Origin of the sequence: uncultured Desulfovibrio sp., assembly GCF_944324525.1 — a bacterium.
In the GTDB taxonomy this organism is placed as follows: Bacteria; Desulfobacterota; Desulfovibrionia; order Desulfovibrionales; family Desulfovibrionaceae; genus Desulfovibrio.
The window spans coordinates 12787-31496 of sequence record NZ_CALUWS010000022.1 but is presented as its reverse complement, the minus strand read 5'-3'; the positions used below and the strand labels follow the sequence as shown (position 1 = coordinate 31496).

General features: G+C 66.7%; 18 protein-coding genes. 7 read left to right on the top strand and 11 right to left on the bottom strand.

The annotated features are described in order from the left end of the window. Positions 1-48 precede the first annotated feature (48 nt). The 10 genes from Q0K12_RS07235 to Q0K12_RS07190 all read right to left on the bottom strand — a co-directional run bounded on the left by Q0K12_RS07235 (position 49) and on the right by Q0K12_RS07190 (position 14199). The gene (locus Q0K12_RS07235) at positions 49-1485 is read right to left on the bottom strand and encodes a glycosyltransferase (RefSeq protein ID WP_297261498.1); all 1437 of its coding nucleotides are present in this window, start codon (positions 1483-1485) and stop codon (positions 49-51) included. A gap of 993 nt (positions 1486-2478) precedes the next feature. Then, entirely contained in the window at positions 2479-5715 is a 3237-nt protein-coding gene (locus tag Q0K12_RS07230; protein WP_297261496.1) for an efflux RND transporter permease subunit, read from the bottom strand. Then, positions 5712-8837 (bottom strand): MdtB/MuxB family multidrug efflux RND transporter permease subunit, encoded by a 3126-nt coding sequence (locus tag Q0K12_RS07225; RefSeq protein WP_297261494.1) that lies wholly within the window; start codon positions 8835-8837, stop codon positions 5712-5714. The genes Q0K12_RS07230 and Q0K12_RS07225 overlap by 4 nt, the downstream gene beginning before the upstream one ends. Before the next feature lie 146 nt (positions 8838-8983). Next, a complete protein-coding gene (locus tag Q0K12_RS07220; RefSeq protein WP_297261492.1) occupies positions 8984-10153 on the bottom strand; it encodes an MdtA/MuxA family multidrug efflux RND transporter periplasmic adaptor subunit in 1170 nt (389 codons plus the stop codon). Beyond that, a complete protein-coding gene (locus tag Q0K12_RS07215; RefSeq protein ID WP_297261490.1) occupies positions 10150-11451 on the bottom strand; it encodes a HAMP domain-containing sensor histidine kinase in 1302 nt (433 codons plus the stop codon). The genes Q0K12_RS07220 and Q0K12_RS07215 overlap by 4 nt, the downstream gene beginning before the upstream one ends. Further along, entirely contained in the window at positions 11448-12152 is a 705-nt protein-coding gene (locus Q0K12_RS07210; protein WP_297261488.1) for a response regulator transcription factor, read from the bottom strand. Before Q0K12_RS07210 ends, Q0K12_RS07215 begins: the two co-directional genes overlap by 4 nt. Positions 12153-12335: 183 nt before the next feature. Then, positions 12336-12716: a NirD/YgiW/YdeI family stress tolerance protein gene (locus Q0K12_RS07205; RefSeq protein ID WP_297261486.1), complete on the bottom strand. Its 381-nt coding sequence runs from the start codon at positions 12714-12716 to the stop codon at positions 12336-12338. Between the two features lie 220 nt (positions 12717-12936). Further along, positions 12937-13329 (bottom strand): NirD/YgiW/YdeI family stress tolerance protein, encoded by a 393-nt coding sequence (locus Q0K12_RS07200; RefSeq protein ID WP_297261484.1) that lies wholly within the window; start codon positions 13327-13329, stop codon positions 12937-12939. A gap of 34 nt (positions 13330-13363) precedes the next feature. Beyond that, the gene (locus Q0K12_RS07195) at positions 13364-13786 is read right to left on the bottom strand and encodes a NirD/YgiW/YdeI family stress tolerance protein (protein ID WP_297261482.1); all 423 of its coding nucleotides are present in this window, start codon (positions 13784-13786) and stop codon (positions 13364-13366) included. Positions 13787-13815: 29 nt separating this feature from the next. Beyond that, positions 13816-14199: a NirD/YgiW/YdeI family stress tolerance protein gene (locus Q0K12_RS07190; RefSeq protein WP_297261480.1), complete on the bottom strand. Its 384-nt coding sequence runs from the start codon at positions 14197-14199 to the stop codon at positions 13816-13818. A 184-nt stretch (positions 14200-14383) separates the two neighbouring features. On the opposite strand from Q0K12_RS07190, the gene Q0K12_RS07185 reads away from it, so the two are divergent. Then, positions 14384-14614, top strand: a complete 231-nt coding sequence (locus Q0K12_RS07185; RefSeq protein WP_296304945.1) for a hypothetical protein — start codon at positions 14384-14386, stop codon at positions 14612-14614. A gap of 51 nt (positions 14615-14665) precedes the next feature. Here Q0K12_RS07185 and Q0K12_RS07180 read toward each other — a convergent pair whose 3' ends face one another. Beyond that, a complete protein-coding gene (locus tag Q0K12_RS07180; protein WP_297261478.1) occupies positions 14666-15346 on the bottom strand; it encodes a helix-turn-helix transcriptional regulator in 681 nt (226 codons plus the stop codon). Positions 15347-15603: 257 nt separating this feature from the next. Here Q0K12_RS07180 and Q0K12_RS07175 point away from each other — a divergent pair, with 257 nt between their 5' ends. The 6 genes from Q0K12_RS07175 (at position 15604) to Q0K12_RS07150 (ending at position 18685) form a co-directional block, all read left to right on the top strand. Further along, complete coding sequence (locus Q0K12_RS07175) at positions 15604-15834, top strand: hypothetical protein (RefSeq protein WP_297261476.1); 231 nt, start codon at positions 15604-15606, stop codon at positions 15832-15834. Next, positions 15821-16513, top strand: coding sequence for a Mor transcription activator family protein (locus Q0K12_RS07170; RefSeq protein ID WP_297261474.1), 693 nt, complete (start codon positions 15821-15823; stop codon positions 16511-16513). The genes Q0K12_RS07175 and Q0K12_RS07170 overlap by 14 nt, the downstream gene beginning before the upstream one ends. A gap of 486 nt (positions 16514-16999) precedes the next feature. Beyond that, on the top strand, positions 17000-17680 hold the full coding sequence (locus Q0K12_RS07165) for a glycosyl hydrolase 108 family protein (protein ID WP_297261472.1): 681 nt from the start codon (positions 17000-17002) through the stop codon (positions 17678-17680). 2 nt (positions 17681-17682) lie between these two features. Continuing rightward, positions 17683-17994, top strand: a complete 312-nt coding sequence (locus Q0K12_RS07160) for a hypothetical protein (RefSeq protein WP_297261469.1) — start codon at positions 17683-17685, stop codon at positions 17992-17994. 17 nt (positions 17995-18011) lie between these two features. Then, positions 18012-18392 carry a DUF2730 family protein gene (locus tag Q0K12_RS07155; protein ID WP_297261467.1) on the top strand — a complete coding sequence of 127 codons (381 nt, stop codon included), beginning with the start codon at positions 18012-18014 and terminating at the stop codon, positions 18390-18392. Continuing rightward, entirely contained in the window at positions 18392-18685 is a 294-nt protein-coding gene (locus Q0K12_RS07150) for a hypothetical protein (RefSeq protein ID WP_297261465.1), read from the top strand. Before Q0K12_RS07155 ends, Q0K12_RS07150 begins: the two co-directional genes overlap by 1 nt. Positions 18686-18710 lie beyond the last annotated feature (25 nt).

Sequence of the window (18710 nt, the reverse complement as noted above, 5' to 3'; positions counted from 1 at the left end):
CCGTTCGTGGCAGCCGGGGCAGTCGCACGTTTCGCACTGTCCGCTCCGTCAGCGCTGCGCCCGGCGCAGCACGCTTTCCGTACTGGGCGTATGCCGCGCTTCCAGCAGCACCTGATAGGCGAACAGGCCCGGCATGAGCCTGGCCAGCAGACGGTTTACGGACATGAGCCCCCGGGAGAGCAGGTTATTGCCTATGGCTCGCGGATACGGCGCCGCCATGATCCGCTTGCGGACGACGCGGAATCCGGCATAGCGCATGAGCCGGGCCAGCGAGGCGATGGTGAACAGACGCTTGTGGGACAGGGCCAGGATGCCCCGCCGCCCGTAGTTGAATTGGCCGAAGAGCAGCATGAGCCGCGTGATGAAGAAACCCACGTTGGCGCTGCCCGCAATGAGGATGGCCCCGGTGTTGTCCGTCAGGCGCTCGCGCAGCCTGGCCAGAAAATCTTCGGCGGAGTCGCGCTGTTCCAGCACGTCCAGCGCCACCACATAGTCCAGCTTCTCCCACGGCACGTCGGGCAGTTCCTTGTCCAGATCCACGGAATCCGGACAGCTGATGACGGTGCACCCCTTGCGCTCGCGCAGATGCGCCGCCAGTTCCATGTCCGAGCAGCCCAAATCGAGCACGAGGCTGCCGGGCCGGATGCTTTCGGCCACGGCCCTGCCGGTGGACGGGAAGGAGAAGGTGCTCACCTTGCGGGCCACTTCCGTCTGGGGAAAGAAGAACTTGGGGTCATAGAACAGGCCCATGCGGATGAGCCGTCCCTTGAGGCTGGTCAGCATGACGTCCCAGGCGTAACGCAGGCCGTTCACATGGCAGACTTCGTCCCCGTAATGGGTGGGGATGGGCAGCTCCACGATGTTGCCGCCGGAAAAGACCACCTGCATGATGATCTCCGTATCGAAATCGAAGTCGTTGGTATCCAGCTCCAGAGGCAGGCCCGCCAGCATGCTCACCCGATAGACGCGGTATCCTGTGTGGAATTCCGAGAGGTGCGTGCCGAGCAGACGGTTCTGCAGGCTGGTCAGCACCATGTTGCCCACGAACTTGTAGTAGGGCATGCCCCCCTTGAGCGCATCCCGCTTGTGCAGCATGCGCGAACCAAAGACCGCGTCCACCCGCTCGTTCCGGCGGGTAAAGGGCTCCAGCAGCTGCGGCAGGCATTCCGGCGCGTACTGCCCGTCGCCGTGCACCATGGCCACCACGTCAAAACCATGTTCCGCCGCGTAGCGGTAACCGACTTTCTGATTGCCGCCGTAGCCCTGGTTCACGGGATTGCGCAGGGCTTCCCCCGGGCACCAGAAGGATTGCAGATGCTCCCGGGCGCGCTGCCAGGTGGCGTCGCGGCTGCAGTCGTCGATGACCAGCACCCGCACATCATACCGCTGCTCCAGCTCGCGCGGGATGCGGTCAAGCACGCTGGCGATGGTTTTTTCCGCATTGTAGGCCAGAATGAAGATCAGGACTCGAAGACGCTCTTGCATATCGGTATTCGGGGCTGCCCGTGCCGGGGCTCGCTTTTTTGCCTGCTTTATCTTAGAGCGGATTCGCAGGGAAATTGTGTCCAATTTCCCTGCTGACGCTGCCTCACACTACGGGAAAAGCGGGGTTTTTCCGTGTGTTCGGTTGCGAGCAGTCGCACTTGCGACTACTCGATCAAGCCACATTTTCAATGTGGAATTGCTCTAGCGCATTTTCAGTTTGAAACGCTTTGGGTTTCAAACCATATCACCCGTCGTCTCGCGAAAAAACGCGTTTTTCCGCTCACTTCGAGCCGGACGGCGTTAGTGCCGACTCCGACGCGGATGCTTTCCGCGCCGACCGCGTATCCGCGTGCGCGGCCTTGTCGGGCCCAGCCTGCCGGTGAACGGCGGAAACGTTTCAGACCGTACGCCGGTGTCAAGGTCGTACGCCTCCCCGTCCCTCTCCAGCGAGCCGGGGACGGAGATCTTCCCGGCAGCGGCCGGCCGCGCTTTTCTCTTCGGATCCCACCGAAGAACGTCCGCCGGATCCCCTATCTTCTGACAAGCGGCAAGTGAAGGATGTGCGGCGAACGGACAGCGACGTCGCGTGCGCCGGGGAACGCCCGCATCACGGCTGCGCGGCGGCACTCCCCGTCCGTACGGGCTGAGGCGCCAGTGACAAAAAAGCGACCGGTTCCGGGGATGCCGGCTGATCAAAAACGCTTCATCTCGCGCGCGACTAACCTAACGGATTTCATCCAACGGGGACACCTGCAATACTCATCGGGTAAGGAGACATGCTCTCCTCTCCCGCATTCCGGGAACATCGCGTCATCGTCCAGCCGTGCCCCGCCGGCCAGCCTTCCAAGCCCGCCGACCGAGGGCGGTCGCGCAAAGGCGCTGCCGGCAACCTGCGCGTTTGCGGTGACATCTCGCCGCCCAGCACGACCTCTACGTTAAATTTGCAGTATTAGCCATTTTTTCCCGCAAGACAAGCCGATCCGTCCGGGGGCGTCAGGCGCGCCGGGACAGGACGGCCAGCCGGGCCGCCCGGGCCGAGCCGTAGCGCAGCCGCCACCAGCGCCGCCGCAGGCGCAGGCGCAGCCTGTCCAGACAAAGGTAGACCACCGGCGTCGTATAGAGCGTCAGCACCTGACTCACCATGAGCCCGCCCACGATGGTGATGCCCAGCGGCTGGCGGATCTCCGCCCCGTCGCCCTGCCCCAGCGCCAGCGGCACGGCCCCCAGGGCCGCGGCCATGGTCGTCATCATGATGGGCCGGAAACGCAGACGGCAGGCCTCGTAAATGGCCTCCTGCGGCGGCAGCTTGCGGGTGCGCGCGGCATCCAGCGCAAAGTCGATCATCATGATGGCGTTTTTCTTGACGATGCCGCAGAGCAGCAGCACGCCGATGAGCGCGATGACGCTGAACTCCATGCCCACGGCCATGAGCGCCAGCAGCGCGCCGCCGCCGGCCGACGGCAGGGTGGAGAGGATGGTGATGGGATGGATGAGGCTTTCGTACAGCACGCCCAGCACGATGTAGAGGGCCACCAGCGCCGCGAAGATCAGCACGATCTGATTGCGTATGGTCTCCTTGAAGAGCTTGGCCGTGCCCTGGAAGCTGCCCACGATGGTGGAGGGCATGCCGATGCTCACCCGCACGCGGTCGATGGCCTCCTGCGCCTGCGAGAGCGACGCGCCTTCGGCCAGGTTGAAGGAGAGCGTCACCGCCGCGAACTGCCCCTGATGCGCCACCGAGAGCGGCGCGAAACCCGGCCCCACCTCGGCCACGCTCAAGAGCGGCACAAGGCCGTCCCGTCCCGGCAGGTAGACCTTTTGCAGGGCCTCCTGCCCTTCCAGCCAGTCGGGCAGGAACTCCAGCACCACGCGGTACTGGTTCTTGTCCTTGTAGATGGTGGAGACCTGCCGCTGGCCGAAGGCGTTGTTCAGGGCGTTGTCCACGTCATCCATGCTCAGGCCCAGGCGCGCCAGCATGTCGCGATCCACGCTGAGCAGGGTCTGCAGGCCCCGCTCCTCGATGTCGCTGTCCACATCCTTGAGGATGGGGATGGTCGCGAAGGCCTCCTGCAGCTTCCGTCCCCAGGACCGCAGGGCGTCCAGGTCGTCGGCCTGCAGGGTGTACTGATATTGCGAGCGCGAACTGCGGCCGCCCATGCGCAGGTCCTGCGCGGGCTGGAGAAAGATCTGCATGCCCGGCTCGGAGGAAAGCTTGCCCCGCAGGCGGCCGATGACCTGCATGGCGGAGATGCCCCGCTCCTCCAGCGGCTTCAGGGCGATGAACACGCCCCCGCCCCCGCGCGAGCCGGACATATGCCCGGAGACCTGCTCCACGGCCGGGTCTTCCTGGATGATCCGCATGAGGCGCGGCATCTTCTCCTGCAGGCTCTGGAAGGACGCGCTCTGGTCGGCGCGCATGCCGCCCATGATCACGCCCGTGTCCTGCGTGGGGAAAAAGCCCTTGGGCACGACCATGTACAGCCAGACGTTGCCCGCCATGACCAGCAGGAGCGACAGCATGGTCAGGCGCGGATGCCGCAGCACCACGGCCAGGCTGCGTTCGTAGCCGCGCTGCATGCCGCCCAGCAGGCCGCCCCACCACAGCCCGAGACGCGTGAACAGGCGGGAGACGATGCCGCCCGGCCGCCCGCCAAGCCGTCCGCTGCGGCGGGAAAGCTCTTCCTCGTAGGGACGCAGATAGCGGGCGCACATCATGGGCGTGGTGGTCAGGGAGACCACCATGGAAACGAGCACCGCCGTGGCCAGCACCACGGAGAATTCCCGGAACAGCCGCCCCACGATGCCGCCCATGAAGAGGATGGGGATGAAGACCGCCACCAGCGAGAGCGAGATGGAGATGACCGTGAAGCCCACCTCCCGCGCGCCGCGCAGCGCGGCCCGGAGCGGCGTCTCTCCCAGCTCCATGCGGCGGACGATGTTCTCCAGCACCACGATGGCGTCGTCCACCACGAAGCCCGTGGCCACGGTGAGCGCCATGAGCGAAAGATTGTCCAGCGTGTAGCCGCAAAGGTACATGACCCCGAAGGTGCCGATGAGCGACACCGGGGCCGCCACCGCGGGGATGGCCGTGGCCCGGCCGTTGCGCAGGAAGAGGAAGACCACCAGCACCACCAGGGCCACGGAGAGCAGCAGGCTCTTCTCCACCTCGGCCAGCGAGGCGCGGATGGTGATGGAGCGGTCCATGCGCACGGTCAGGTCCGCGCTTTCCGGCAGCCAGGCCCGCAGTTGCGGCAGCATGGACTTCACCCTGTCCACGGTCTCGATGATGTTGGCCCCGGTGGAACGGAAGACCATGAGCAGGATGGCCTGCCTGCCGTTGGAAAGGGCCATGTTGCGCACGTCCTGCGAGCTCATCTCCACCGTGGCCACGTCGCCGAGGCGAATGACGGCATCCCCCTTGCGGGCCACGATGAGCCGCCGGTAATCGGCCACATCGGAGAGCTGGTCCGCGGCGTCCACCAGCCAGAACGCCTCGTCGCTCTCCACCATGCCCTTGGGCAGGTAGGCATTGGCCCCGCTGATGGCCCGCCGCACGTCCTCGCTGCTGACGCCCGCCCGGCTCAGGGCATCGGGGATGAGGCGCACGCGCACGGCCGGCAACGCGCCGCCGCCCAGCGTCACTTCCCCCACGCCGGGGATCTGGGCGATCTTCTGGGCCAGCACCGTGGAAGCCGCGTCGTAGAGCTGGGAACTGGTCAGCACCTCCGAGGTCACGGAAAGGATCATGATGGGCGCGCCCGACGGGTTCACCTTGCGGTAGGTGGGATTGGACGGCATGGTCGGCAGGGTCGAGCGCGCGGCGTTGATGGCCGCCTGCACGTCGCGGGCCGCGCCGTTGACGTCGCGCTCCAGATCGAATTGCAGGATGACGCTGGTGGAGCCGAGGCTGCTGCTGGAGGTCATCTCCGTCACCCCGGCTATGCGGCCGAGGGCGCGCTCCAGCGGGGTGGCCACGGTGGCGGCCATGGTCTCCGGGCTCGCGCCGGGCATGGAGGCCCGCACCACCACCACGGGCAGGTCCACTTCCGGCAGCGGGGCCACGGGCAGCAGGCGAAAGGCGATGATCCCCGCCAGCGCGATGGCCAGGGACAGCAGCGCAGTGGCCGCCGGTCGCCGGATGACGGGCGCGGAAAAATTGACCGGCAGGAACTCCGGCCCGAAACGATGCCGCCGGGCCGCCCCTTCGCTGTCGAAGTCCGGCTGCTTCATGGCCGTTCCTCCGCATCCCTTCCTTCAGCGAACATGACGGAACGGCGTCGGCGGAAACGGATGGCCAGCCGGTCGAACCAGAGATAGATGATCGGCGTGGTGAAGAGAGTCAGCACCTGACTGAAGATGAGGCCGCCCACCATGGTCACCCCCAGGGGCCGCCGCAGCTCCGCGCCCATGCCCCAGCCGATCATGAGCGGCAGCGCGCCCAGCAGGGCCGCCAAGGTGGTCATGAGGATGGGCCGCAGGCGCAGCAGGCAGGCCTGCCGGATGGCTTCCTCCGGGCTCTTGCCCTCGCCGCGCTCGGCGTCCAGCGCGAAGTCGATCATCATGATGGCGTTTTTCTTGACGATGCCGATGAGCAGGATGATGCCGATGATGCCCACCACGCCCAGCTCCATGCCGCCCAGCATGAGCGCCAGCAGCGCGCCCACCCCGGCCGAAGGCAGGGTGGAAAGGATGGTGACCGGGTGGACATAGCTTTCATAGAGCACGCCCAGCACGATGTACATGGTGATGATGGCCGCCAGCACCAGCCAGACCTGATTGGTGGTGGAGGACTGGAAGGCCAGCGCCGCCCCCTGGAACTGGCAACGCAGGGAGGCGGGCAGGCCCAGCTCCCGTTCGGCGGCCAGCACGGCGTCCACCGCCGCGCTCAGGGACGAGCCTTCGGCCACGTTGAAGGAAATGGTGGCCACGGGGAACTGCCCCTGACGGGCGATGGAGAGCCGCACGGCGCGCTCCTCCATCCTGACCAGCGTGCTCAGCGGCACAGGCTGCCCGTCCGAACTCTTCACATAGATGTTCTCCAGCGCGCCCGGCCCGTTGCGGAAGCGCGGGGCCGTCTCCAGCACCACCTTGTACTGATTGGTCTGGGTGAAGATGGTGGAGATGAGCCGCTGGCCCAGCGCATCGTACAGGGCGTTGTCGATATCGCTCATGGTGAGCCCGTAGCGGCCCGCGCTGTCCCGGTCGATGTCCAGCCAGAGCACGCGGCCGTAGCCCTGCAGATCGCTGGTCACATGGTCGAGCTCCGGCAGTTTGGCCAGAGCGTCCACGATCTTCGGCGTCCATTCCTGGAGCTGCTCCCGGTCCAGGGCTTCCACCGTGAACTGGTACTGGGTGCGGGACACCCTGTCCTCGATGGTCAGGTCCTGCACGGGCTGCATGTAGAGCTTCAGGCCCGGCCGGGCGTCGGCCCGGGCCATGATGCGGCGGGCGATCTCCGGCGCGCGGGCGTCGCGGTCGGACAGCGGCTTGAGGTTCACCGTCAGCCGGGAAGTGCCCAGACTGGGATTGACGCCGTCCACCCCCACCAGAAAAACCACGCTGTCCACGGCCGGATCGGCCAGGATGAGGTCGGAAAGCTCCTTCTGGCGGCGGGTCATGGCCGCGAAGGACGAATCCTGCGGCGCTTCGGCTATGCCCTGGATGACGCCCGTGTCCTGCGTGGGGAAGAAACCCTTGGGCACCACGATATAGAGGAAGACCGTCAGCACCAGCGTGCCCAGCGCCACCAGCAGGGTCAGGCCCTGATGGGCCAGCACCCAGTCCAGTTTGCCGGCGTACCAGCGCAACAGCCGGGCAAAGAAGCCGCTCTCCGTCTGCTGCTTCTCGTGCCGCATGGCCTGGGGATGCAGCATGGTGGCGCAGAGCATGGGCGTGAGGCTCAGGGAGATGCCCGCCGAGATGAGGATGGTCACGGCCAGCGTGACCGCGAATTCCCGGAACAGCCGCCCGGCCACATCGCCCATGAAGAGCAGAGGGATGAGCACCGCCACCAGCGAGAGCGTCAGGGAGATGATGGTGAAGCCGATCTGCCCCGCGCCGCGCAGGGCCGCCGGGACGGGCTTCATGCCCATTTCCAGATAACGGGAGATGTTCTCGATGACCACGATGGCGTCATCCACCACGAAGCCCGTGGCGATGACCAACGCCATGAGGGTCAGGTTGTTGAGGGAGTAGCCCGCAAGGTACATGACCCCCAGCGAACCCACCAGCGAGAGCGGCACGGCCAGCGCCGGGATGATGGTGGCCGAGGCGTTGCGCAGGAACAGCCAGATCACCCAGATGACCAGCGCGATGGAGAGCAAAAGCTCCAGCTGCACGTCATGCACCGTGGCGCGGATGGTGGTGGTGCGGTCGGTCACCACACGAACTTCCACATTGCCGGGCAGGGTCTTCTGCAGTTCCGGCAGCAGCTCGATCACGCTGTCCGCCACCTTGATGACGTTGGCCCCGGGCTGCCGCTGCACCGAGAGCACGATGGCCTGCCGGAAGGTCTGGCCGTCGCCCGCGGCATAGGCCGAGAGCCGGGCGTTCTCCGCGCCTTCCACCACCTCGGCCACGTCCTTGAGGCGCAGGGGCGCGCCGTCCTTGTACCCGATGATGGTCTGCGCGTACTCCTCCGCCGAGGCCAGCTGGTCGTTGGCGTCGATGGTGCTGGCGCGCTCCGGCCCGTCAAAGCTGCCCTTGGCGCCGTTGACGTTGGCCGTATTGATGGCCGAGCGGATGTCGGCAAGGGTCATCCCCGCCGCGGCCAGCGCCTTGGGATTGACCTGCACGCGCACGGCGGGCCGTTCGCCGCCGGAGAGCGTCACCAGTCCCACGCCCGAGACCTGGGAGATCTTCTGCGCCAGACGGGTGTCCACCAGGTCTTCCAGCCGGGTCATGGGCATGGCGTCGCTCATGACCGCCAGGGTGATGATGGCCGGGTCGGCAGGGTTGACCTTGTTGTAGACCGGCGGATTGGGCAGGTCCGAGGGCAGGAGGTTGTCCGCCGAATTGATGGCCGCCTGCACTTCCTGCTCCGCCACGTCCAGCGGCACGGAGAGGTCGAACTGCAAGGTGATGACCGACGAGCCGGCCGAGGAGAGGGACGTCATCTGCACAAGGCCCGACATGCTGCCGAACTGCCGTTCCAGCGGGGCGGTGACCACGGCGGAGGTCACGTCCGGCGACGCGCCGGGGTACAGGGTCTGCACCTGGATGGTGGGATAGTCGATCTGCGGCAGGGCCGAAATGGGCAGGTAGCTGTAGGCCAGCAGGCCCGACAGCAGGAGCGCCGCCATGAGCAGCGAGGTCGCTATGGGCCGGAGGATGAAAATACGGGAAAGATTCATGGCTGATCACGGGGTTCGGGTCGGTGCGTCCCGTCCGGGGAAGTGAAGGACGCCTGCGCGGACGCCGCGCCGCGCTGGCGGGCGCGGCGGACGGGGGGGCGGACGGGAAACGGCGGAAAGACGCAGGAAGCGGGATGCGCCCGCCCTTACTGCAGCGGCTCGGCGCGGGGGGTCTCCATACGGGCGGCCACGTTGACGGTGGTCCCGTCACGCAGACGGTCCAGCCCGTCCACCACCACCACTTCACCGGCCGCAAGCCCCTTGTCGATGACCGCGAGCTGATTGGTGCTCACGCCCGGCGTCACGTCGCGCACGCGGGCCACGTTGTCCGCGTCCACCACATAGACGTAGGAGCCGCGGCTGCCCAGCTGCACGGCGGAAGCCGGCACGGTGACGGCGTCCTTGAGCAGCTTGACCATGACCCGGGCATTGACGAACTGCTGGGCGTACAGCAGGCCGCCGTCATTGGGGAAGAGCGCCTTGAGCCTGACCGTGCCGGTGGCGGAATCGATCTGATTGTCCATGGAGAGCAGCTCGCCCACGGCGATGAGCCCCTTTTGCTCCCGGTCCCAGGCCTGCACCAGGGGACGACCCGCCTCCCCCTTGCGCGCGGCGCGCAGGGCCTCGCGCACCAGCGGCACGCGGTTCTCCGGCAGGGTGAACAGCACATGACAGGGCCGCGTCTCGGTGATGCGCACGATGCCCTCGCTGTCCGAGCTCTTGATCATATTGCCCTCGTCCACCTTTTTCAGGCCGAGGATGCCGCCCACCGGCGCGGTGATGCGGCTGTAGGTCAGCTGGAGGGCCGCGGCTTCCACGGCGGCCTTGTCCGCCGCCACCACGCCCTCGTACTGCCGCACCAGCGCACGCTGGGTCTCGTACTGCTGGGCCGACACATAGTCGTTCTTCACCAGCTTGGCGTAGCGTTCAAGGTCGCTGCGCGCATTGGCGAGCTGGGCCTGATCGCGCAGCAGGTTGCCCTTGGCCTGCGCCAGTTCGGCTTCAAAGGGGCGGGGGTCGATCTCGGCCAGCAGGTCGCCCGCGGCCACGCGGCGGCCTTCCGTGAAATGCAGTTTGACGAGCTGCCCGTCCACCCGGCTGGTGACCAGCACGTCGCTGGACGGCTCCACCGTGCCGAGACCATTGAGGAAATAGGGCATGTCCTGCGCCAGCGCCGTGGCCACGCGCACGGGCGGCGTATCGGCCGCCATGCGGGGGCCGCCCGGCCCGGAGGCGAAGAAGAGACGATACACCGCCAGCAGGACGGCGCAAATGAGGACAAGGCGGATCAGTCTGCCCCGTGCGGGAAGTTTCATATGGCGTGCTCCGGCTGCTCACTGGGAAAGCGCACCGTAAAGACGGCTTCCCTGTCAGCGACGTTTTCCTGTCGGATAATCCAGCCCATCTGCTCGCAGGCGCGCAATGCCAGCGACAGACCCAGCCCGCTCCCCACGGGTGTCGGCGCACCGACGGGATGCGGTGCGCGGACGCCTCTCGCGAAGACGTCCAGATGTTCCGGGATATGGCCCTTGTTGCGGATGCGGAAAAGGCCATCCTCCACACTCACCAGAACCTTGCCATCTTCGGCGTATTTTCGCGCGTTGTCCAGCAAATTCTTGAAGATGATGCGGGCAAGCCCCTCATCCCCCACGGTCATGACCGACGCGGCGCCCTCCCGCCGGATGTTCTCGTCCCCGCCGCACAGCTCGCGCACCAGCGCCGCCACGTCGAGGCTCTCGGGCACGATGTCTTCCGGCCGGCGGGCCAGCATGAGCAGGCTGCGCACCATGTCGCTCATGTCCAGCACGGTACGCTGCAGACGCTGCAGCACCGGCATCAGCGCCTCGCCGCCCTCCAGCCTGTCGAGGCGCAGCTCCAGCACTTCCAGCCCGCCCTGCAGGACGGTGAGCGGCGTGCGCAGCTCATGGCTCACGTCGCCGGTAAAAAAGCTTTCGCGCTGCATGTAGCGCACGAGGTCGCGCTCACGGGCGGCGATGGCGCGGGCCAGCACCCCCACTTCGTCATTGAGAGCCTCCTGCGGCAGGACGGGCAGGCTGCCGGGCTGTTCGCCCTGCTCCACGGCATGCGTCAGCTCCGTCAGCGAGCCGGAGAGACGGCGGGAGAGCACGATGCCCAGCAGGGAGGCCGCCACAAGGCTCACCCCCACGCACAGCAGGAAGATGCGGATGGTCTCGGCCCGCAGGGAACGGAAGGCCCCCGTGCTGCCGCTGAGCGAATAGCGCAGGTTCTCCCGCGTGGCCAGCAGGACGAAACCGGCTCCGTTATCCAGCAGGTGCAGGCCGTCCGTCAGCGCCTGCCAGGCCGGCGGCACCTGCTTGCCCACCAGGAAGTCCAGATCCATGCTCTCGGCCAGATCGGAACCCCAATAGAGCACGCGCCGGCCGTGGTCCTCGGCGTAGAAGGCACGCTCCTCCGCCTCCATGAGCAAGCGCATGACCGGGCGGGCATTGACTTCCAGCATATGCCGACCCAGCCGTTCATAGGCGAAGAGCCCCACGGCGATCATCACGCTCCCCATGCCCACGGTGAGCAGGATGAAGGAGAGCAGCAGCCGCCGCCGGATGCCGAACCGCCGGGAGGACGGCGGCCTCACGCGTCCTCCCCGCCGCCCAGCCGGTAGCCCACATGGGTCACCGTCTGGAGCAGGGGCCGATCAAAGGGTTTGTCCAGCACCTGCCGGAGCTCGTGAATGTGGGTGCGCAGGGCGCTGCCGCCCGGCGGGTCGTCTCCCCAGAGGGTCTGCTCCAGCTCTTCGCGGGGCAGGAGCGCCGGGGCCACCCGCAGGAGTTCGCAGAGGATGCGAAAGCCCGTGGGACTGACCCGCAGTTCGCGCCCCTGCCGGGTGACGCGATGCCCGGCCACGTCCACCACCACGTCCGCGTAGCGCAGTTCGCCGCCGCTGCCGCCGCCCGCCCCCTGCATGCCGCGCCCCTGCGCGCGGATGAGCGCCCGGATGCGGGCTTCCAGTTCCTTGAGCGCAAAGGGTTTGATCAGGTAGTCGTCCGCGCCGGACTCCAGTCCCAGCACGCGGTCAGGCACGGTGTCCCGGGCCGTCAGCATGATGATGGGCGTGCGGCAGTCGTGCTTTTCCCGCAGGGTTCGGCACAGGGTGATGCCGTCCATGCCGGGCAGCATCACATCCAGCACCAGACAGTCGAAACGGCCGGCCAGCGCCTGTTCCAGACCGGCCCGGCCGTTGCGGGCGCAGTCCAGCTCGTAGCCCAGCGGCTCGAAGAAGGCATAGAGCATGGCAAGGATATCTTCGTTATCTTCCACCAGAAGCAGTGCGGGCATGCGGGCCTCCCACGGCATGACCGCCCCCCTTCCCCTTGCGGGAAGAGGGCAGCGGCGCCGTCCTGTCATGACAGGGAAAGATCTTTTCCGGCGGACGGCCGGCCATTGCCCCAGAGGAGGGCCATGCCGAACAGCCAGCGTCCGCGGGAACGGGGGAAGACGGCGCGGCGGCCGCTCCCCCGGTCAGGGCCGGGGCTCCTCGTCCAGGATGGCCAGCCCTTCCACCTCCACCTCGTTGGGGCGCTTGGAACTCCATTCCACCTGTCCCACGATGCGGATGCGCGTCTGCGGCGTCACCGTGAGATGCCCGAAGGTCTCGTCCTCTATCTCCACCACCACGCTGCCGCTTTCGTCCCGAAAGACGTAACGGTTCTTGCGCTGCGGCAGTTTTTCCACAAGGTGACCTTCGAGGACGCACGGCACGTCGTCATAGGCGTCGGCCACATCGGCCGCCCGGGTCACCACGCCGGCGGCCGGGCCCGCGCCCGGCCCCTCAAAACCCGCGGACATGACGCTTGTCGCCCCGCACAGGCAGAGAAAAAGCAGGAAGATGGCGATTCGCATGGGGGGCTCCTGTAAAAAGCTGGAAAGGTCTTCGGCGCTCCACGGCCCGGGGCCGGGAACCACCTTATCCCGCCGCATCATCCCGGCCCTGTTCCGCCAGGACCGGCCGGGAGGCCTCCCTGACGGAGGGGCCTCCCCGTGCGGGAAGCCGCCGGCCGTCACATGCCGGACGGCCGGCGGCAGGGGGAAACGGCAGGCCGGGCCTGCCGCCGTCAGGAGGTCACTTGAGGATTTCCAGCACCTTCACGTCCACCTTGGCCGGCTCCATCATGCCGTCCTTGTCCATCTTGCCGGAAAGGCGCACCCGGGTCTCCGGGGTGACCGTGCGGCCGGCAAAGACGCCGAAGTCGATCTCCACGATGATCTCGCCGGTGGCGTCCCTGAAAAGATACTTGTCGTCGCTGCCGGCATAGCGCTGCATGATGTTGCCCGTGAGGATGACCGGCGCATCATCCCAGCATTTGAGCGCCTTGGCCACGGTATCGGCCTGTATGCCCGCCGTCGGTCCCTGAAAACCGCCCCCCTGTCCGGCCCCCGGCCCCTGGAAGCCCGGTTGAGCAAGGGCGGGAGCGGCCAGCGCCAGCACCAGCAGGGAAGAAAGCAGAATCTTCATGACAAACTCCTTTTTGATCTGGTTTCCGAGGGCGTCACTTTATGACTTCCAGGAACTTGACGTCAATCTTGGTGGCCTCGAACATCTCCTTGTCCACCTCTCCGGCGATGCGCACGGTATTGGCCGGCGTCACGGTCTTGCCCCAGAAAAGCTCATGGTCGATGTCCACGATGATCTGGCCGGTGGCGTCGCGGAACATGTATTTGTCGTCGCTGCCGGCCAGGCGTTCCACGATATTGCCGGTCAGCACCACGGGGGACTCGTCCCAGGCCTTGAGCGCCTTGGCCACGGTATCATTGTCCGTTCCGCCGGTGGGCCCCTGGAAACCGCCGTATGAAGCCGACGGGCCCTGATAGCCCGGAGCGGCCGCCGGATTCGGCGGAGTGCCGTCCGCTTGCGCGGCAAAGGCGGGAACGCTCAGCGACATCGCCAGCAGGAGAAGGGGGAAGAATTTCATACAGGCCACCTCTTTCTTGGTTTGGGATCCTACTTCAGAACTTCAAGGAACTTGACGTCGATCTTGGTGGGATCGAACATGTCCTTGTCCACATCGCCGGAAATGCGCACGGTATTGGCGGGCGTCACCGTCTTGCCCCAGAAAAGCTCATGGTCGATGTCCACGACGATCTGACCGGTGCCGTCCCGGAACACGTACTTGTCGTCGCTGCCGGCCATGCGCTGCACGATGTTGCCGGTCAGCACCACCGGGGCATCGTCCCAGGCCTTGAGCGCCTTGGCCACGGTGGTGACCCCCACCGAGGACGTCGGCCCCTGGAAGCCGCCATAGCCGCTGCTCGGACCATCATACGCGGCAAAGGCGGGAGAGGAAAGACCAAGAACAAGAGCGAGAGCGGGAAGGAAACGACGCATATCAAGCCTCCATGTTGTTTTGTGGCGGTATCGCCTTGTGTTCATGCAGGCAAGCTAGCGCAACCGCCGTCAGCGAGGCGTCAGGACGAAGAAATTTTCTTGCACGCAAAAAGATAAAAAATTTCCGGCTGATTAAGGTATTTCTTGCTTGCCCCTCCCGCGCCCGGCTGATACAGTCCCCTGCATGAAAGAACTGGATCCCCATACCATACGTCCCTGCCTTGCCTGCGGCGGTGTCGATGTCCACCTGGAATCCATGCGTCCGCCGGGACGGCGGGATGACGTATGGCGCGTCGTCTGCTCCTGCGGGCAGACCTCCCAGCAGTGGTCCGTCTCCCAGGGAGCGGCCATACGCGCCTGGAACCGCAATCTCGGCAGCGAACATTGCGACGGCGGCACGGCAAGCCGCCGCTGAAAACATCGCTTTGCTTTTTTACGGGGCGCTTCCGTCAGGGAGCGCCCTTCGTCATTCCAGCTCCCGGCCGACCCAGACGGCCCGCCCGATGATGTGCACCAGATCGCCGAGCTGGTCGCGCGTATCCGCCTCGATGGGCGCATACGCCGGATTGGCGCTGCTCAGGATCAGCCTGCCCGGCATGGCATTGACGATCTTCAGGTAGATCATGTCCTCCACGCTCACGGCATAGATGCGCCCCGGCCGGGGCTCCTGCTGGCTCTGGTCGATGAGCACCACATCATTATGGCGGATGTCCGGCTGCATGCTGTCGCCCGAGACCCGCAGCAGCACCATACGCGCCGGGTTGCCCTTGCGGCGCAGGAAATCATGCCGGAAGGCATAATGCCGCAGCACCTCGCTCCCGGTCTCCAGACTGCCGCTGCCCGCCGAAAGGCGCGCCTCCACCAGCGGCACCATGACCAGATCCTCTTCTTCCCCGCCCGCCACGCTGTCGGGACCGCCGCGCCCCGCCAGCAGCCAGTCCAGCGAACAACGCAGGACGGCCGCCAGACGGACGGCGAATTCCCCCTTGGGGAGCTGCCCGTTCTCGTACTGCTGTATGGTCGTCAGGCTCACGCCGATACGGGCGGCCAGCTCCTGCTTGCGCAGGCCCTGTTCCTCGCGCCGGCGGCGCAGCCTCCCGGCAAACGCGGCCCCCAGTCCGGGCGGCGTAGCGCATGGCATCGTCATATCCCCTCCTTTGCCTGAAAGAACGCCACGTTGGCTCAGATCCAAAAGAAAAGTTATAAATTTTTCTTTTGAACTTTTCTCGAAAAACATATAAACAAATATCTGTTGTTGGAAAATGCTAGCCAAGAAAGCCATGTAGCGCAAGGCTTGCCTGCCTCGGGCGCGACAACATCCCCCCACCCACGGCAACGGAGCCCTTTACGGTTACAGGAAAACTTTTCAACCAGACCGCTTTCCGGGTCTTTCAGGGAGGCACCATGCACCAGTTACCCTACCACCTCGAAACCGTCAGCGATGTCCTCGATGCCCTGGCCCGTGGCCACGCGGCCGAACGTCCCCTGCTGGCCCTGGCCGCCTGCCACCTGCGTCTGCTGGCCAGTCTGGCCATGTCCGGCAACGCTCTGCCGCAGCCCCCGGCCTGCGCCGCCGTTCCGTCCGCTGCCGGGACGCCGCGTCCCGCGTGGGAGGCCGGACATGTCGTCCAGTAGGTGCGACCATCCGGCGGATCCCCGTCAGCCTGACGGCGGTTCGCCGCTTAATCGCCTTCCCGCAAGAGCGCAACGGCCTGTCCTTGCGCACAGTGCCGGCATCCGCCGTCGGGAACGTCCTGCAGCGGCGGCCGCCGTCCCGCCCCCGCCCGCTCGTCCCGCCGCCACGCGACCCGCCGCGACATCCCCCATCCCCCCTCCCTATACCGACACCGCGGCCACCGGGATATGGCAGGCCCTGCGGCGACACCTCAGCCCCAATGCCCGACTCATCCTGCGCGTCCTTGACGAGGACGGCACGGCCTTTACCCGGCTGCTGCGTCACTACGGCGGCCAGTCCCTGCGCATCCCCCGCCGCCTGCCGCCGGAGGACCATCCCCTGCGGCAGACGCTGGGCACGGACTGCCTGCGCCGCCTGATGGACACCTTCGGCGGAACGGTCATCTATGTCCCGCGCTGCCGCTTCCTGCTGGCCGCCGTGCGCCGCATCCATCTTGTCCGGCAGTTCAGCCGCCATACCGCCGCCGGCGCTTCCGGCTGCGCCGCCGTGCGCCATCTGGCCCGGCAGGAGGGCCTCAGCGAGCGGCGCATCTGGCAGATACTCAAGACCAGCGACGCCCTGCCCGAAGCCGCTGCCGCCCTCCCTGACCTGCTCCCGGACGAAACGCCGGAAACTTAGAACGGATTCGCAGGGAAATCGTGTCCGATTTCCCTGCTGAGGCTGCCCTCACACTACGGAAAAAGCGTGGTTTTTCCGTATGTTCGGTTGCAGGTAGTCGCTCGCGCGACGACCAGAGCAATCCCCATTTTCAATGGAGAATTGCCCTGGAGCGTTTTGCCTTTGAAAACGGCAATCGCGAAGCGGCGGCACAGCGCCGTCCGGCCCGGACCAAACGGAGAGACCGCGTTTCTTCCGCGAAACGACATGCCGTATGGTGTGGGACACGAGCCCTCCTCCATCCCTGCCCGCTCCGGCGGGCAGTTTGCCGCCGGGGCGGTCCCGGCCGCCATCCCTTCATCCTCCGCCTTTTCCCGCCGTCCGCAAAACCGCGCCCCGCCACGTCCCGACGCTACAGAAGTCTTTCAGTCTTACGCCGGACGCCCTTTCGGGCATGGTGCACCTGTCCGCGGGATCCTCCCGCCCACCGCAACCAGGAGAGCAGCCATGCCCACAGCCTTTGAACGTGCCCATGCCTTTACCGCCCGCTGGGAGGGCGGCCTTGTGGACCATCCCGACGATCCGGGCGGCATCACCAACCACGGCGTATCCTTCCGCTGGGTGAAGGATCTGGCCGAGGAGGCCCGCCGCCGCTGCCGGCAGGAAGACCGCCACTGCGACGGTTGCGCCCGGCGGGGCGGTCCCCGCTGCGGCATGCAGGCGCTGGATATGGATATGGACGGCGACGTGGACGCCGACGACATCCGCGCCTGCACGAAAGAGCAGGCCGCCGCCCTCTTCCGGCAGCATTTCTGGGACAAGCTCGCCTGCGACGCCCTGCCTCTGCCGCTGGCCGTCACCCTGTACGACGGAGCCGTGAACATGGGGCCGGGCAGGGCCGTGCGCCAGCTGCAGGCCGCGCTCAATCTGGTGGGAGAAAACCGCCTCGACATCTTTGAGCCGCTGGCCGAGGACGGCATCATGGGTCCCAAGACCCGGGAAATGGCCCAGGCCATCGCCCACATCGACGCCCATTTCTACACGGCCCGCCAGAGCCTGCGCCAGCGCGACGCCTTTTACCGACAGCTGGCGGCACGCAGGCCGTCCATGCAGGCCTTTCTGAACGGCTGGCGCAACCGGGTGAAGGCCCTCGGGGACTATCTGGCCGAACTGGAACGGGAGGTCTAGCCATGTGGAGCGTACTGGCCGGACTGGCCGCCGGACTGGGCAAGGGCCTGCGCGGCCTCCTGGGCGACGACGCCAAACGCGCCGAGGCGCAGAGCCGCCTCAACGAACGCGAAGTGGAAGGCGCGCCCGCCAGCCGCCTGCGCCTCTGGCGCTCCTTCCTCGGCTGGGTGCTGAGCCTGCTCTTCGTCTGGGAAGTGGCGGGACGGCTCGTCCTCGTGCCGCTGCTGGCCCCACAATGGGGCGAGCGGCTCCCGCCCTCCACCCTTGACCAGATCATGAGCCTGCTGCTCGGCATGCTCGGTCTGGGATTCTGACCCGTGAGGATCTTTTCATGGAAAGCATACTGCATTCCTCGGCGGCCTCGCTGCTCATCCTCGCCGTGCAGGCCGCCGTCGTCTGGGCATTCTGGAGCCTGCGCCGGGCCTTCGTGCGGCAGGAGGAATTCCAGGAGCAGCTCCAGCGACAGAGCCGTTACGAGAACGCCGTCAGCCGCCGTCTGCTCACTCTGGAACAGCAGGTGCGGCAGGTGCCCGGCGAAAAGCGCCTGAACCAGCTCCACAGCGAACTGGCCGGTCTGCGCGGGGACATCATGGCCCTCAATGCCCGCATCTCCGGGCTGGATCATCTGCTGAGCCGGCTGGAACGCAGTCTGGAGCGGCAGGAGGAACGGCTGCGCCCGCTCCCGGCCCGCAACGCCCGGGAGGCCATCTGATGGCCGCCAGAAAGAGCGCCGCCGCCCCCGCGACCGGACGCAAACGCCCGGATGCCGTGGTCCGCAGTCTGGAGCGTCGCCTGCTCACCCTGACCAGCGGCCTGGACAGCGCCGACGTGGCGGAAAAGGGCATCGACGTGGTGAAGGAGATCCGTGAGCTGCACGCCCTGTTGCGGGCCTTGCACGACACCGCGGACGACGCGGCCCCTCCGCCGCCGCTGGAAGTGCGCTGGCTGGAGCAGCCGCCCCCGGATGCCGCCCCCGCACCCACCGCCGCGCCGCCCGAGACCTGATAGTCGCCTGTTTGGGGGGAAGGGG

Excerpts from the sequence above, each read along its gene's own strand:
- Q0K12_RS07235 (WP_297261498.1), bottom strand. The coding sequence starts at position 1,485 with ATGCAAGAGCGTCTTCGAGTCCTGATCTTCATTCTGGCCTACAATGCG.
- Q0K12_RS07230 (WP_297261496.1), bottom strand. The coding sequence starts at position 5,715 with ATGAAGCAGCCGGACTTCGACAGCGAAGGGGCGGCCCGGCGGCATCGT.
- Q0K12_RS07225 (WP_297261494.1), bottom strand. The coding sequence starts at position 8,837 with ATGAATCTTTCCCGTATTTTCATCCTCCGGCCCATAGCGACCTCGCTG.
- Q0K12_RS07220 (WP_297261492.1), bottom strand. The coding sequence starts at position 10,153 with ATGAAACTTCCCGCACGGGGCAGACTGATCCGCCTTGTCCTCATTTGC.
- Q0K12_RS07210 (WP_297261488.1), bottom strand. The coding sequence starts at position 12,152 with ATGCCCGCACTGCTTCTGGTGGAAGATAACGAAGATATCCTTGCCATG.
- Q0K12_RS07205 (WP_297261486.1), bottom strand. The coding sequence starts at position 12,716 with ATGCGAATCGCCATCTTCCTGCTTTTTCTCTGCCTGTGCGGGGCGACA.
- Q0K12_RS07200 (WP_297261484.1), bottom strand. The coding sequence starts at position 13,329 with ATGAAGATTCTGCTTTCTTCCCTGCTGGTGCTGGCGCTGGCCGCTCCC.
- Q0K12_RS07195 (WP_297261482.1), bottom strand. The coding sequence starts at position 13,786 with ATGAAATTCTTCCCCCTTCTCCTGCTGGCGATGTCGCTGAGCGTTCCC.
- Q0K12_RS07190 (WP_297261480.1), bottom strand. The coding sequence starts at position 14,199 with ATGCGTCGTTTCCTTCCCGCTCTCGCTCTTGTTCTTGGTCTTTCCTCT.
- Q0K12_RS07185 (WP_296304945.1), top strand. The coding sequence starts at position 14,384 with ATGAAAGAACTGGATCCCCATACCATACGTCCCTGCCTTGCCTGCGGC.
- Q0K12_RS07180 (WP_297261478.1), bottom strand. The coding sequence starts at position 15,346 with ATGACGATGCCATGCGCTACGCCGCCCGGACTGGGGGCCGCGTTTGCC.
- Q0K12_RS07175 (WP_297261476.1), top strand. The coding sequence starts at position 15,604 with ATGCACCAGTTACCCTACCACCTCGAAACCGTCAGCGATGTCCTCGAT.
- Q0K12_RS07170 (WP_297261474.1), top strand. The coding sequence starts at position 15,821 with ATGTCGTCCAGTAGGTGCGACCATCCGGCGGATCCCCGTCAGCCTGAC.
- Q0K12_RS07165 (WP_297261472.1), top strand. The coding sequence starts at position 17,000 with ATGCCCACAGCCTTTGAACGTGCCCATGCCTTTACCGCCCGCTGGGAG.
- Q0K12_RS07160 (WP_297261469.1), top strand. The coding sequence starts at position 17,683 with ATGTGGAGCGTACTGGCCGGACTGGCCGCCGGACTGGGCAAGGGCCTG.
- Q0K12_RS07155 (WP_297261467.1), top strand. The coding sequence starts at position 18,012 with ATGGAAAGCATACTGCATTCCTCGGCGGCCTCGCTGCTCATCCTCGCC.
- Q0K12_RS07150 (WP_297261465.1), top strand. The coding sequence starts at position 18,392 with ATGGCCGCCAGAAAGAGCGCCGCCGCCCCCGCGACCGGACGCAAACGC.